Annotated in this window: 12 protein-coding genes; 7 read left to right on the forward strand and 5 right to left on the reverse strand. The window is 59.9% G+C overall.

Annotated features, from left to right (window positions below; all coding sequences use genetic code 11):
• Positions 1–95: 95 nt before the first annotated feature.
• Positions 96–1703 carry a fumarate hydratase gene (locus tag QA648_RS07905; protein ID WP_283050669.1) on the forward strand — a complete coding sequence of 536 codons (1608 nt, stop codon included), beginning with the start codon at positions 96–98 and terminating at the stop codon, positions 1701–1703.
• A gap of 191 nt (positions 1704–1894) precedes the next feature.
• The gene (locus QA648_RS07910; RefSeq protein WP_104823297.1) at positions 1895–2962 is read left to right on the forward strand and encodes a GGDEF domain-containing protein; all 1068 of its coding nucleotides are present in this window, start codon (positions 1895–1897) and stop codon (positions 2960–2962) included.
• A 66-nt stretch (positions 2963–3028) separates the two neighbouring features.
• Here the strand turns inward: QA648_RS07910 and QA648_RS07915 are convergent, their stop codons facing one another.
• Complete coding sequence (locus QA648_RS07915) at positions 3029–3637, reverse strand: pyridoxamine 5'-phosphate oxidase family protein (RefSeq protein ID WP_283050671.1); 609 nt, start codon at positions 3635–3637, stop codon at positions 3029–3031.
• A 58-nt stretch (positions 3638–3695) separates the two neighbouring features.
• Positions 3696–4667: an alpha/beta fold hydrolase gene (locus tag QA648_RS07920; RefSeq protein ID WP_283050673.1), complete on the reverse strand. Its 972-nt coding sequence runs from the start codon at positions 4665–4667 to the stop codon at positions 3696–3698.
• Between the two features lie 45 nt (positions 4668–4712).
• On the opposite strand from QA648_RS07920, the gene QA648_RS07925 reads away from it, so the two are divergent.
• Positions 4713–5198, forward strand: coding sequence for a MarR family winged helix-turn-helix transcriptional regulator (locus tag QA648_RS07925; RefSeq protein WP_283050675.1), 486 nt, complete (start codon positions 4713–4715; stop codon positions 5196–5198).
• On the opposite strand, the gene QA648_RS07930 is transcribed toward QA648_RS07925, so the two are convergent.
• Positions 5192–6391 carry a low temperature requirement protein A gene (locus tag QA648_RS07930; RefSeq protein ID WP_283050676.1) on the reverse strand — a complete coding sequence of 400 codons (1200 nt, stop codon included), beginning with the start codon at positions 6389–6391 and terminating at the stop codon, positions 5192–5194. The two genes, QA648_RS07925 and QA648_RS07930, sit on opposite strands and share 7 nt — an antisense overlap.
• A gap of 25 nt (positions 6392–6416) precedes the next feature.
• Positions 6417–6791, reverse strand: coding sequence for a DUF971 domain-containing protein (locus tag QA648_RS07935; RefSeq protein WP_104823302.1), 375 nt, complete (start codon positions 6789–6791; stop codon positions 6417–6419).
• Positions 6792–6926: 135 nt separating this feature from the next.
• On the opposite strand from QA648_RS07935, the gene moaA reads away from it, so the two are divergent.
• Positions 6927–7976, forward strand: coding sequence for a GTP 3',8-cyclase MoaA (moaA, locus tag QA648_RS07940; protein WP_283050678.1), 1050 nt, complete (start codon positions 6927–6929; stop codon positions 7974–7976).
• 81 nt (positions 7977–8057) lie between these two features.
• On the opposite strand, the gene QA648_RS07945 is transcribed toward moaA, so the two are convergent.
• Complete coding sequence (locus QA648_RS07945; protein WP_283050679.1) at positions 8058–10592, reverse strand: methyl-accepting chemotaxis protein; 2535 nt, start codon at positions 10590–10592, stop codon at positions 8058–8060.
• Positions 10593–10921: 329 nt separating this feature from the next.
• On the opposite strand from QA648_RS07945, the gene QA648_RS07950 reads away from it, so the two are divergent.
• The 3 genes from QA648_RS07950 to mobB are packed head-to-tail and all read left to right on the forward strand — an operon-like array spanning position 10922 to position 13025.
• Positions 10922–11833, forward strand: coding sequence for a DMT family transporter (locus tag QA648_RS07950; RefSeq protein ID WP_104823304.1), 912 nt, complete (start codon positions 10922–10924; stop codon positions 11831–11833).
• An 11-nt stretch (positions 11834–11844) separates the two neighbouring features.
• Positions 11845–12495 carry a molybdenum cofactor guanylyltransferase MobA gene (gene mobA / locus QA648_RS07955; protein WP_283050681.1) on the forward strand — a complete coding sequence of 217 codons (651 nt, stop codon included), beginning with the start codon at positions 11845–11847 and terminating at the stop codon, positions 12493–12495.
• On the forward strand, positions 12492–13025 hold the full coding sequence (gene mobB, locus QA648_RS07960; protein ID WP_104823306.1) for a molybdopterin-guanine dinucleotide biosynthesis protein B: 534 nt from the start codon (positions 12492–12494) through the stop codon (positions 13023–13025). The genes mobA and mobB overlap by 4 nt, the downstream gene beginning before the upstream one ends.
• The last annotated feature ends 34 nt before the right edge of the window (positions 13026–13059 follow it).

A 13059-nucleotide genomic window follows, 5' to 3' on the forward strand; every position in this document is an offset into this window, starting at 1 on the left:
GTCGCAACATCCAGCCAATTGCATTTGGACCTTGCCGGATTTAGACCGTTCGCAAACGTCTCTTCCGCCACATCAAGGCATTGAAAGGTCCACGCATGGCTGACGATCTCTTTCCCCTCGGCGACGACGCCACTCCCTATCGCAAGATTTCCGGTGACTATGTTTCCGTCGATACGTTCAAGGGCCAGGACATCCTGACCGTCGATCCCGAGGGTATCCGGCTGCTCGCCGAAACCGCCTTTGCCGATATCAACCACCTGCTGCGTCCCGGCCACCTGCAGCAGCTCGCCTCCATCCTCGAAGATCCGGAAGCGACCGACAACGACCGTTTCGTTGCCTATGACCTGCTGAAGAACGCCAATATCGCCGCCGGCGGCGTGCTGCCCATGTGCCAGGACACCGGCACAGCGATCATCATGGGCAAGAAAGGCCGTCGCGTCTGGACCGAAGGCGGCGACAGCGCGGCTCTGGCAAAAGGCGTGCTCGATGCCTACGAGAAGAAGAATCTGCGCTATTCGCAGCTCGCGCCCATCAAGATGTTCGAGGAAAAGAACACCAAGAACAATCTGCCGGCCCAGATCGACATCTATGAGGAAGGCACCGACACCTACGAATTCCTCTTCGTCGCTAAGGGCGGCGGCTCGGCCAACAAGACCTTCCTCTATCAGGGCACGCCGTCGCTGCTCACCCATGACCGCATGCTGGATTTCCTCAAGGAGAAGATCCTGACGCTCGGCACGGCCGCCTGCCCTCCCTACCATCTGGCGATCGTCATCGGCGGCACTTCGGCCGAGATGAACCTGAAGACGGTCAAGCTGGCCTCGACGCGCTATCTCGACTGTCTTCCCACGGAGGGCTCCGAAAGCGGACATGCCTTCCGGGATATCGAAATGGAAAAGGAAATTCACAAGCTGACGCAGAGCCTCGGCGTCGGCGCGCAGTTCGGCGGCAAATATTTCTGCCACGACGTCCGCGTCATCCGCCTGCCCCGCCACGGCGCTTCGCTGCCGATCGGCCTCGGCGTCTCCTGTTCCGCCGATCGTCAGGCCAAGGGCAAGATCACCCGCGACGGCATCTTCATCGAGCAGCTCGAAACCGATCCGTCGAAATACATGCCTGAAATCGACGAGGCCAAGCTTTCCGAATCGATGGTCCGCATCGATCTCAACCGGCCGATGGCCGAGATCCTGGCGGAATTGTCGCGGCATCCGGTCAAGACCCGGCTGTCGCTGACCGGCACTATCATCGTCGCCCGCGACCTGGCGCACGCAAAAATCCGCGAGCGCCTGGAAAAGGGCCTGGGCATGCCGGATTACCTCAAGAATCATCCGGTTTATTATGCCGGCCCGGCCAAGACGCCTGCCGGCTACGCCTCCGGTTCCTTCGGCCCGACGACGGCCGGACGTATGGACAGCTATGTCGACCAGTTCCAGTCCTTCGGCGGCTCCATGGTGATGCTCGCCAAGGGGAACCGCTCGCGCGCCGTGCGAGAGGCCTGCGAGTCGCATGGTGGTTTCTATCTCGGCTCGATCGGCGGTCCGGCCGCCCGCCTCGCTCAGGACTGCATCAAGAAAGTCGATGTGCTGGAATATCCCGAACTTGGTATGGAAGCAGTCTGGAAGATCGAAGTCGAAGATTTCCCGGCTTTCATCGTCATCGACAACAAGGGGAACGATTTCTTCCAGGAACTCAACCTCGGCTGAACTTTGTCAATAGTCAGACAAGAAGGAAGGCACCGTCTCGGTGCCTTCCTGGTAAGTATTTCCACGTTATAATAAAACTAAACCCAAGTCCGAACTTATAAGATTTTACGTTCATTGCCTTAATCTTTTTCAAAGATTCTTAGGCTAACTAAAAATAGTGCTTTCATGAAATCATTTAATGGAGTTCGCCGATGAGTACGGTGGTTGCGCCCAAGGCGCAAGTTCCCGACGTGGCAGGACAGATTACCTATGCCATGCGATCCATGGGGGTCGCGCCGATCCCGCGCAACTACGAACTTTTCTACGAAGCCTATATTGGTTCCAATCCTGCCTTGACTCGCGAGCTTGCCGCACTCGGCAGCAACGCCACGCAAGAAGAATTGGATGCACTGGGCGCCCAGCATTTCTCCCACCATGCCGGCCGCGTTTTCGATGACGCCCATGCCCGCCTGATCTCGGAACTCGATGCCGTGTTGCGCACGCTGCGACAGGAACAGACGTCGCTTGAAAGCTACAATCGATTGCTCGGCGAGACCTGCCAACGCATCACGTCCAAGAACAACAATAGCGTCGATCTGCTGCGCAGCGCCATCGACATCCTGGCGGAAGCGACCGGCGACACGATGGCGCACGGCGAAAAGACCGTCGAGAATGTTGCGCAGCGCAGCCAGGAAATGGACCAGGTGCGCAAGGAACTGGACGAATACAAGCGCATTGCCAATACCGACTCTCTGACGCGCCTCTCCAATCGCCGCGCCTTCGATGATCGCCTGGCCACCATCTTTGACAATCAGATGGCCCGGCCCGTAACGGCGCTGGTGCTGGCCGATATCGATTACTTCAAGAAGGTCAACGACACATACGGCCATCCGGTCGGCGACAAGATCCTCGCAACCGTCGCCTCCCTCATCCGCGCCAATGTCCGTCGCGACGCCTTCGTCGCCCGCACCGGCGGCGAGGAATTCGCGCTGATCCTGGAAGGCAATACGTCGGAAGAGGTTATGGCGGTCTGCGAGCGTATCCGCCGTGCACTGGAGACGACGCCGTTCAAGAACTCCCGCACAGGAGTGAATTACGGGCCGATCACCCTCTCGCTCGGCATCTGCATGGCCTCGGAAGCCGGAGATCCCGGCGAACTCTATAGCAAGGCCGATATTGCGCTCTATTGCGCCAAGAATGGCGGCCGCAACTCCAGCTATATTTATCAGGAAGGCATGCAGAAAGACTTCTCGAAGAGCTGGCTCATCTACAAAAGTTAGAATCGGACCAGAGTTAAAGTCTTATCCGCCGGTGCTGCTTCCCCAAGCGCGCCGGCGGATTTTTTGTTACCACATGCTCTTGGCGGCTCGCGCCGGCCATTCGCGGTCATAGGTCTCCTGATCGAAATCGCCCTTCGCCGCCTTCAGTAGCATGCCGGGCGTCGGCAGGCTTGCCGGATCGACGAATGTCTCCGTCTTCCAGAGTTCGGCACGCATCACGGCCCGCGCGCATTGAAAATAGACCTCGTCGATGGTGATCACCACGACGCTGCGCGGATGCTTGCCCTCCATCTCGAAACTCGCGAGCAAGCTTTCCTCGATGGAGACCACCGCACGACCGTTAAGGCGCATCGTGGTGTTTGAACCGGGAATCAGAAACATCAGTGCAATGCGGGGATCCCTGACGATATTGGCCAGCGAATCGACACGATTGTTGCCGCGCCAGTCGGGAAGCAGCAGCGTCTTGTCGTCCTGCACGCGCACGACGCCGCCCAAGTCACCGCGCGGTGAGCAATCCAGCCCCTCCGGGCCGACCGTCGCCAGCGCCATGAAGGGCGATGCCTCGATCATCCGGCGATAGAGCGGCGTCAGCGCAGTCGTCACTTTGGCGATCGATGCCTCGCTCGTGCCGCCATAAAGCTCATTCAGTTCTTCAACGGAAGTGATGATCCGCATGTTGCCTCACGTCTTTTTGATCCAGATACTGGCGGGTTAGACGCAAGGCGTGACGTTGCTATGACACACGCCGCACCGACGTCCGAAGAAAGGATATAACCGTTTCGCCGTCGCTTTCGAATGCATTTTCTTCAGCAGATGCCGGCGCTTCCGCCAGGAATTCGCCGATCGCCTCCAGCACGGGAGCGGCGCTGACGATACGGCGATGGCCGAAGCCGTTGGCCCAGAGGAGGCGAACATGATCGCCGGCGCTGGCGTAGGCGCGGGCATGATCGGCGCTGACTTCCTTGTCATCCTCGGCGTGGATGACCAATACCGGTCTACCCAGATCGCGAACGCTGTGTTCGGCAACATACTCATCGAGCGCCCTGCCAGTGACATGACCGACCTCCGCCTCGAGTGCTGCCTGCGCCTTAGGATCAAGCTGCACCATCCTGCCGAAATCCGTGAACAGCCAGCCCATTGCGCTCGGCGCGCCGATCAGCACCAGGCTATCTGTCAGAATCGGCTCTATGCCCGGCAGAAAGCCCGCCGCCGCCAGGGCAACAGAAGCACCGCCGAACGAATGGCCGATGGTCGCGTCGAAAGCGCCGAAGCGCTCCGCCGCAGCCACGATGGCCGAAACCGCAAGGCGCACATTGAGGAAGCGCCCCGGCGAGCGGCCATGGCCCGGCAGGTCGAGCGAGATCACTTCGGCACCCGCATTTGCGAGGAAGACGGCGAGCTCCGACATGTATTCGCTACTCGAGCCCCAGCCATGGACGACAAGAAAGCGTTTCCGCTGGCCCTTGGCCCCGCCGTTCAAGCGATAGGCCATCGCCCGTCCGCCGCGAAAAGACAGCATGATCTGGTCGGCAGAATTCAGACGCGCCCTGCCCTGTGAATGCGCAGCCTCCGCCTTGGCGCCCTGCGGCCGGCGCGACGGTGTCAGACAGAAAAGCTTGAAGGCGGCTTTGCCGGCAAGCTGCGGCGAAATCCTGCCAAGGCTGGACAATCCTAGCCGGGTGACCTTAAGCGCAAAGGATGGCATAGTGGGAATCCAATAATGTTCAATCATGAACAATAAAGTACAACGATGAACAAAAATCAATCCCTACCTTGGGACCATCCGCGTTTTCGTAGCTGGATTGCCGTCGCCCGCGCCTGCCAGCTCATGCAGCAATCGCTCGGCCGGGCACTTGCGCATCTCGACATCAAGCCGCCGCATCTCGACATTCTCGTCAATCTCTTCCGCTTCGAAGGCATCTCGCAGCAGGAATTGGCCCACAAGCTGCTAGTCGGTCGCTCCAACATGAGCATGCTCCTGCCGCAGATGGAAAAACGCGGCCTAATCGAACGTCGCGGCGATAAACACGACAAGCGCGTGTGGCGGCTTTATCTGACCACGGAAGGCCGACGCTTGACGGAAGAAGCCATGGCCATCCAGACCGACCTCATCGACCGCATGCTCTCGGACGCACCACTCGACGAATGCGAAATCATGACGGCTCACATGGAACGCATTGTCAGCCTGTTGCTGCAGGAAGAACGCGAGCCTCTGGAAACGATCGGCGATCAGTGATTGCCCGGCGGGCGGGCCAACGGCACTGCGCGGTTCAGCGAGGCGAACTCCCATATTGCCACGACGATAAGGACCGCCGTGGCGAGGATGCCGAGCTGGTAAACATCGACCTGGGAGACCGCGAGAACCAGCAGCGCCAGCCCGGCGAGGCCGACGAAATGCGATAGCGGCGGCCGCCCGGTCGTCGCCCCCTTGAACCAGAGATTGCCGACAAGGAACACGGCCGGGCCACCAAGGATCGCCGCCGCCATATGCATGTCGGCCGGGTCATGGGGATGGGAGAACAAGAATTCGTCGCCGACGACGCTCAGAATGATGCCCGCTAGAATCGGGATATGCGCATAGGTGAAAGCCTGTCGCGCTAGGCTGCCGGGCGTCTCGTCCTGCTCGATGCGATGGGCGGCACGTTCATGGCCGAACTGGAAATAGATCCACCACATGGCGACGGTGCTGACGAAGACGGTGACGAATACCGCAACGATTAGCGGCGAAAGCGGCTGTTCGGCAAATGTCTTGCCCGCCTGCAGGATTGCCTCGCCGAGGCAGATAATGATGAAGAGCGCGCAGCGCTCGGCAAGATGCGCACCGGAAACATCCCAATCCGCCGCGGTCGACTTGCCAAGGCCGGGCACGGCGAAACCGAAGGCGGGTGCTGCATATTCGATCGCCAGCGCAGCGAGCCACAGCGACACCCGCGTCTCACCCTCCATCAGGGCGCCGGCAATCCAGAAGATCCCCGACACGATCAGCCAGCAGGTGATGCGGACGAAATTGCGATGATTGGCCGGGCTGACGTCTTTTAGGGTATAGACGGTAAATAGCGAACGGCCCACTTGCATGAACACATAGGCGCCAGCGAAGAAAATGGCTTTCCCGGCAAAGGCATCCGGAATGGACGCTGAGAGAACCAGCCCGGCAAACATTAGCACGAAGAGCATGATGCGCACCGGCATGCGATCGGGATCGAGCCAGTTCGTCACCCAGGCGGTGAATATCCATACCCACCAGACGGCAAAAATCAGCATGCCGGCTTCGAGAGCGCCGAGGGGCGTGAAATGACTAGCGAGCGCGTGCGAAAGCTGCGAGATCGAGAAGACGAAGACGAGATCGAAAAACAGCTCGACGAAAGAGACCTTGCTTTCGTTTTTGCTGCCCTTGGCGCGCAGCCAGCTTCCCGTATCCCCACCTGCCATGCCTGTCCCCTTGCTGCTGACAGTGCTAGTGCGGCTTGCCCGCCACGTCGCGGCTCAAGCCCTTTTCCTTTAGTTCGGCCTCATAGGCGGCGAAAAGCTCGGAACCTTTCTCGCCGAGTTCGCGAAGATAGGCCCAGGTAAAAATGCCGGTATCGTGCATGTCGTCAAAACCGATGCGAACGGCATAGTTGCCGGTCGGCGTCATCGACATGATCCCGACATTGCGTTTGCCTGGCACGGTGATCTTCTGCCCTGGTCCATGTCCCTGCACTTCGGCCGATGGCGACAGCACGCGCAACATTTCCGCAGACAGATCGAAGCTTGCGCCGTCATTGAAGCTCACCACCAGATGATGGCGGTCCTTCGACACTCTCAGTTCGGTTGGCCAGACGTCGCTCATCGATTTTCCCATGCGTTTCAATGCGTACCCGGAGAAGTAGGCCGCCAGTCGTTAACGCGCAAGTGCATTTGAAAATGCATTTCCCTTGACGCAACAATCGCCTATGCACACATTAACATGACAACGGAGGTTTTCGTGAACAGCATTGTCGGCACGATAGGCAACGGATCGCCGCTGGTGGCGGATGCGTCACCGATGATCGACCCTTTCGGGCGGGCGGTCACCTATCTGCGCGTCTCCGTGACCGACCGCTGCGATTTCCGCTGCACCTATTGCATGGCGGAAAACATGACCTTCCTGCCGAAAAAAGATCTGCTGACGCTGGAAGAGCTGAACCGGCTCTGTTCCGCCTTCATTGCTAAAGGCGTCCGTAAGATTCGCCTGACCGGCGGCGAGCCGCTGGTGCGCAAGAACATCATGTTTCTGGTGCGCGAGCTCGGCAAACGCGTTCAAGACGGTGGCCTGGAGGAGCTCACGCTGACGACAAACGGGTCGCAGCTCTCGCGCTATGCAGAGGAGCTCTATGATTGCGGCGTGCGCCGCATCAACGTTTCGCTCGACACGCTCGATCCCGACAAATTTCACACCATCACTCGCTGGGGCGATTTCGCGAAGGTGATGGAGGGTATCGACGCTGCGCAGAAGGCGGGCCTGAAGATCAAGCTCAATGCCGTGGCGCTCAAGGATTTCAACGAGGCGGAGATACCCGAGCTGCTGCGCTTCGCCCATGGCCGCGGCATGGACCTGACCGTCATCGAGACGATGCCGATGGGTGAGGTCGAGGAAGATCGCACTGACCGGTACCTGCCGCTCTCCAAATTGCGCGCCGATCTCGAACAACAATTCACGCTGACCGACATTCCATATAAGACCGGCGGTCCGGCCCGTTATGTCGAAGTCGCCGAAACCGGTGGCCGCCTCGGCTTCATCACGCCGCTGACCCATAATTTCTGTGAGAGCTGCAACCGCGTGCGCCTCACCTGCACCGGCACGCTTTATATGTGCCTCGGCCAGAACGATGCCGCCGACCTGCGCACGGCGCTGCGCGCCACCGAAGATGACGCGCTCGTCTACGCCGCCATCGACGAAGCGATCACCCGTAAGCCGAAGGGTCACGATTTTATCATCGACCGCACGCACAACAGACCGGCTGTCGCCCGCCATATGAGCGTCACCGGCGGCTGATCTTCCCATACCAAGACAAGAAAACGCCGGGCGATAAGTCCGGCGTTTCTATTGGTTGCTGTTGTTTTCTGAAGTAACGCCTCAGGCGGCGCGATACCCATAGCCTTCATGTGCCCCGTCGCCATCGCCCGTGCGGAAGCGGTCGATCTTGTCGGAGAGCATATCGACGCGTTGGCGCAGGCCATGAATCTCGGCGTTGTTTTCTTCCACCATCGCCGCATTTCTTTGGGTGATCAGCTCGACTTCGCCGACCGCTCGCGTCACTTCTTCGATCCCGGTCGACTGCTCGGCCGTTGCCGCGGAAATGTCGGCGACGAGCTTCTGCACGCCGGTCACATGCCCGATGATTTCGGCGAGCGCAGCACCGGTCTGCTCGACCAGATGGACGCCATTTTGCACCTGCGAGGAGCTTGCCGAAATCAGGCCCTTGATCTCCTTTGCCGCGTTGGCGCAGCGCTGCGCCAGTTCGCGCACTTCCTGCGCGACGACAGCAAAACCTCGACCGGCCTCGCCGGCGCGGGCGGCTTCGACGCCGGCATTCAGCGCCAGCAGGTTGGTTTGGAAGGCGATTTCGTCGATGACGCCGATAATCGTGACGATCTTTTCCGACGAGCGGTTGATCTCACTCATGGCGCCGACGGCCTTGGCGACGACTTCGCCGGATTGCGTTGCGTAAGCCTGGGTCTCGTTGACCGAGACCGCCGTCTGCTTAGCGCGGTCGGCGGTGGAACGCACGACGTCGCTCAGACGGTGGAGTGCCCGCGAACTTTCCTCGAGGGCCGCCGCCTGCTGCTCGGTGCGGCGTGCGAGATCGTCGGCGGATGCGGCGAGATTGCCGGTACCGCCCTTGATCTCCTCGGCCGTGTAGCGGACATCCGTCAACGTCTCGCGCAGGGCTTCGACAGCGTGATTGTAGGTGAATGCCATTTCGACGAAATCGGCGGAGAGGTCTTCGCGCATGCTCTCTTCCAGATTGCCATCCGCAAGCTTGGAGAGAACGTCTGCCAGCGCATTCAGCGCCTGCTTCTGCTCGGCTTCGATGCGGGCGCGGTCGGCGGCGCGGCGTGCGGCATCCTCCGCCGACAAAGCGCGTGCGCTCTCGGCCTCCCGCTCCAGTCGGACATTTTCCAGGGCAGCGTCGCGGAAGACGGTGACGGAACGCACCATATCGCCGATCTCGTCGCCGCGATTGCGGCCGTCGATCGCCACTTCCAGATCGCCGCTGGCAAGCCGCGTCATGATTTCGGTAACCCGCTTCAGAGGTCCACGCAGCGTTTCGACCAGCATTAGACCGCCGACGATGGCAAGCAGCGTACCGAGGATCATGGCAATGACGGAGACATTGGCGGAGCGCTCGCTGTCTTCCTTGCCGATCTCCTGCGCTTGCGCAACGAAGCTGCGCAGCGACGTCATCGCATCCGCCAGCAAGCTGTTGGAATCGACGCGCGTCTTTTTCCAGTCGGACGCAGTCTGCAACAGATCGGCCGAACCCTTGGTCACGCTGTCGATCAAAGGCTGAGTACGAGCAGAAAAATCGCGCATCGTAGAATTGGTCTGGCCCAGCGCCGAGATTTTCACGCCGGCGTCCTGCAGATCCTTCAAATCGGCAACGACGGCGTCCCGCGAGGCAGCGTCGCGCACATTCTCCATCCGTGCGGTATGCAGCGTCAGGCGATCGATGATGCCCAGCGCCTGGTCGACGTGATCCAACAATTCTTTCTGGCCGTCGATGATCTTATCGAGGCTGACGAAGCGATCGGCGGCAGTATCGCTGTTCTTGGCCGATTGCAGAGTCATATCCCCTTCGATCTTCACGAAGCTCTGCAGAATCGGTCCCATGGCCTGGACCTTCAGATCGGCGGTGTCGCCGCCCTTCAGGACTGCGTCAAGCTTATTGGCAGCATCGGCCGCGCCGTTGACCAACGCGACGCCACGCTTGGAAACAAGAGCTTTCGACGTGGCGACCTGCTTGAGGATCGCATCCGTATAGGTACGCGCATCGGAGATTTCCTCATTGGAATCCGCGGCCATCTGCACCTGGATGCGCAGGTTGCTCATCTTGTCCGACAGGCCCTTGAAGGCAGCGGCATCGTAAAGCAGTTCCTTGGCGAAGGTTTCCTTGTCGCCGAACTCCTTGCGGATGATGTCGATCTGCTTTCCGGCAGCCTTGCCGCTGGCTTCGAGCCCCGACACTGCCTTCTGGATCGCGTCGACATCGCTGTCCTGCTTTTGCTTGATGTTCCAAAGGGCGGCCGTCTGACTGCGCATCTTGTCGGCCAGATCGCTGACGGCGGAGATCTTGGCGCGTTGATCATTGCTGAGCAGGCCGCTCAGACGCTGGACGCCGGCCGCCTGCGCATCGATCTTATCCGCAAGCGCCTTGCGCGTTTCATCGGATGGCGACGTGGTGAACTCCTGCAAAGCAGCCTGCAAGTTCTCGAAGTCGCTGATATTTTCGATCGTCGCCCGCGTCACGGTCATATGGCCGTTGAGAATATTGGCCGTGTGATAGCCAACCAGGCCGATACCGGCGATGAGCACCACCAGCGGTACGACGAAGATAAGAACCTTGGTCACGATCCGGCGGCTTTGCAGAAGACGATCAATGAAGAACATGCCACGCCCCAATGAAATTCGTTGGTATCCGGCGAAGGCGGGACCGTCATTCCCTGCTGCGCTGCGGTAGAGCTTCTGCCTCATGCAAAACTGAGCCGAGCGTCCGGAAATTAGATTGAATAAGGATTAATCGCGAACGTAAAAGATCGCACATCTCCCAAAAATCGACAGTGCTGTCCCGATTTTGCGATTTCGGCGTGATTGCACTCGCCATCAGCTCACGTTTTCATTGCGACGCACAATCGAATTTGATCACGACTACACCGGCAATGATTCCAATTTGCGGAAAACCGCAGTAGAGCGAGCTGATATATCCAGGGAATCGCTTTATGCCGCGGACGAAGAATACGCAGGGCGCGCTCTACATGGCCGCAGCTATGGCCGGCTTTTCCTGCAGCGACGCACTTTCCAAATCAGTCATCGCGGTCATGAACGCAGGAGAGATCATGTTTCTCCGCGGGCTTTTTACCAGCATCTTCGTCTTTCTGCTCGCCTGGAATATGGGAGCCCTGCGCTCATGGAAAGTCATTCTGCAGCCGATGATCGCGCTGCGCGTCGTCTGCGAAGGAATTGCGGCAGCAACCTATATCACCGCGCTCGGCATGATGCCGATTGCCAATGCCTCCGCCATCCTGCAGGCATTGCCGCTCGCCGTTACCCTCGGCGCAGCCCTGTTCCTGAAGGAACCGGTCGGCTGGCGGCGTTGGACGGCGATCGTCGTCGGCTTTGTCGGCGTGCTCATCATCATCCGCCCCGGCCCCGATGGCTTCACGACGGCTGCCCTGCTCGTGGTCGCCAGTATGTTCGCCACAGCCGCCCGCGATCTGGCGACGCGTTGTGTCAGCAAGGATGTGCCGTCGCTGATGGTGACGGTCTGTACCGCTGTCTCGATTTCCATCTTCGGCGCCCTGTCGATTGCTCCGCTCGGCGGCTGGCAGCCCATCACTTTCACTCCGTTCTCACACATCCTGCTCGCATCGATCCTGGTGCTCGTTGGCTATCAATCGGTGATCCAGGCGATGCGCACGGGCGAGATCTCCTTCGTCGCACCGTTCCGCTATCTAAGCCTCATCTGGTCGGCATTGCTTGGCTTGCTGTTCTTCAGTGAGATGCCGGATGCCTGGACCATGATCGGCTCCGCCATTGTCATCGCCTCCGGTCTCTATACATTCTACCGGGAGAGCAAACGGCAAGCGGTCGAGCGCGTCGCCCAGGAATCCGAGCCGCGTGTGCCCGCCTGAGGTCCGCCAGCATGCCCGGCTATATCACCGATCCCGCCGATATCCCGCCCTATCTGCTCGCCGGCGGTCGCTCCAGCCGCATGGGTGCGAACAAGGCGCTTGCCCTTCTCGGCGGCGAAACTCTTCTGACGCGTATAGCCGCTCGCATCGGACAGCAGCAGCGAAAGCCGGTTGCGTTGAATGCCGATGCCGATTGGTCGGATACGGAAGGGCTGCCGTTGGTTCCCGACACCATCCCCGGCAAGCTCGGCCCGCTGGCGGGCGTGCACACCGCCATGCGTGATGCGGTGATGAGGCACCCGAACGCGTCGCATATCGCTACGGCGCCGATCGACAGCCCGTTTTTTCCAATCGATCTGATCGCTCGGCTAGCCGAAGCGATCGAAGGCCGAGAGGAAATCGCAATAGCCGCATCGCTGGGTCGCGACCATCCGGTGTTCGGCCTGTGGCCCGTCTCGCTTGCCGACGATCTCGCGACCTGGCTTGTCAAGGATGACAAGCGACGCGTCAGGGATTATCTCGCACGCCATAGCGTCCGAAAGGTCGACTTCGCCATGATCCAGACACCGATCGGTCCCCTCGATCCCTTCTTCAACGTCAACACGCCGGACGACCTGATCGCCGCAGAAACATGGCTCGCGGCATTGGAGCAGACATCATGACAACCAAGCGACCCAAAATCTTCGGCATCGCCGGCTGGAAGAACTCCGGCAAGACCGGCCTTGCGGTGCGGCTTGTCACCGAATTCACCCGCCGCGGCTACAAGATTTCGACCATCAAACATGCCCACCATGACTTCGACATCGACAAGGTGGGCGCCGACAGCTTTCGCCATCGCGAAGCTGGAGCGCATGAAGTCACCATCGTTTCCGGCACGCGCTATGCCATCATGCACGAACTACGCGGCGAGCCGGAGCCGAGCTTCGAGGAAATCCTGGCGCGGCTTGCCCCTTGCGACCTCGTCTTGATCGAAGGCTACAAGCGCGAGCCGATCCCCAAGATCGAAGCTCGTCGCCTCGAGGCGGCCAACCGCGTGCCCTTGGCGCCGCAAGACCCGCATATCGTCGCCATAGCCACCGACCATCCGGTGGAGGATGCCGGCGCACTGACCGTCTTCGATCTCGACGATACCCTGGCGATCGCCGATTTCATCGCTGCGACGGTTGGCCTCGGCGAACTGGCAAAAGAATAAGGCCGCCGGTTTCCCGACGGCCTTACGCGTTTGA

Source organism: Rhizobium sp. CB3171 (assembly GCF_029714265.1).
Taxonomy (GTDB): domain Bacteria; phylum Pseudomonadota; class Alphaproteobacteria; order Rhizobiales; family Rhizobiaceae; genus Rhizobium.

Bases quoted from the DNA above. Each gene is read 5' to 3' on its own strand.
- mobA (WP_283050681.1), top strand. From the start codon at position 11,845: ATGCCCGGCTATATCACCGATCCCGCCGATATCCCGCCCTATCTGCTC.
- QA648_RS07950 (WP_104823304.1), top strand. From the start codon at position 10,922: ATGCCGCGGACGAAGAATACGCAGGGCGCGCTCTACATGGCCGCAGCT.
- QA648_RS07915 (WP_283050671.1), bottom strand. From the start codon at position 3,637: ATGCGGATCATCACTTCCGTTGAAGAACTGAATGAGCTTTATGGCGGC.
- QA648_RS07905 (WP_283050669.1), top strand. From the start codon at position 96: ATGGCTGACGATCTCTTTCCCCTCGGCGACGACGCCACTCCCTATCGC.
- mobB (WP_104823306.1), top strand. From the start codon at position 12,492: ATGACAACCAAGCGACCCAAAATCTTCGGCATCGCCGGCTGGAAGAAC.
- QA648_RS07930 (WP_283050676.1), bottom strand. From the start codon at position 6,391: ATGGCAGGTGGGGATACGGGAAGCTGGCTGCGCGCCAAGGGCAGCAAA.
- QA648_RS07920 (WP_283050673.1), bottom strand. From the start codon at position 4,667: ATGCCATCCTTTGCGCTTAAGGTCACCCGGCTAGGATTGTCCAGCCTT.
- QA648_RS07925 (WP_283050675.1), top strand. From the start codon at position 4,713: ATGAACAAAAATCAATCCCTACCTTGGGACCATCCGCGTTTTCGTAGC.
- QA648_RS07935 (WP_104823302.1), bottom strand. From the start codon at position 6,791: ATGAGCGACGTCTGGCCAACCGAACTGAGAGTGTCGAAGGACCGCCAT.
- QA648_RS07945 (WP_283050679.1), bottom strand. From the start codon at position 10,592: ATGTTCTTCATTGATCGTCTTCTGCAAAGCCGCCGGATCGTGACCAAG.
- QA648_RS07910 (WP_104823297.1), top strand. From the start codon at position 1,895: ATGAGTACGGTGGTTGCGCCCAAGGCGCAAGTTCCCGACGTGGCAGGA.